Annotated in this window: 1 protein-coding gene; it reads right to left on the bottom strand. The window is 48.3% G+C overall.

Annotated features, from left to right (window positions below):
* The coding region (locus R7044_RS28100) for an STAS domain-containing protein (protein ID WP_225456382.1) at positions 1-516 on the bottom strand (516 nt) is incomplete at both ends.

Here is a 516-nt window from a genome sequence, read left to right as displayed (position 1 = left end):
TCACCGAGTGCGCTGAGGTAGTTGCCACTGCGTTTGATCGCGAGATACATATCGGCACGCAGCAAAATCCCGCCTTCGCTGGTGCTTATTCCCGTTAACTCACACCATTGACGCAAGCGGCGTTTTCTTCCCGCGAGGACTAATCGTATTCCTCTTTTCTTGAGCACTTCGTGAATGTCGGCCAATGTCGCCATGACACTCAAATCTAGGTGAGTAAAGCTTGATACGGCATCGACTACAACACAGCTGACATCTTTGTTTTGCTCTGCGTGCTCTAGCAAACGACGCTTAAAGTACGGCGCATTAAAGTAGGTCAACGGTGAGTTGAAGCGATAAATCACCATTCCCGGAATTGGAGACGCTTTTCCGGTTTCATCAATGGTGCGAATGGTGCCTTTTTCATCCAGACCCAGTAGTTGGTCACTTGGTCGCATGACGATGCGTAAAAACTGAAATAGACCTAATAGAACTGCCAGTGTGATACCCGGAATATCCCCAATCACTAGCACGGAAATA

It is taken from the genome of Vibrio sp. 1402, assembly GCF_033340275.1.
This window is presented reverse-complemented; position numbering and strand designations above follow the sequence as displayed.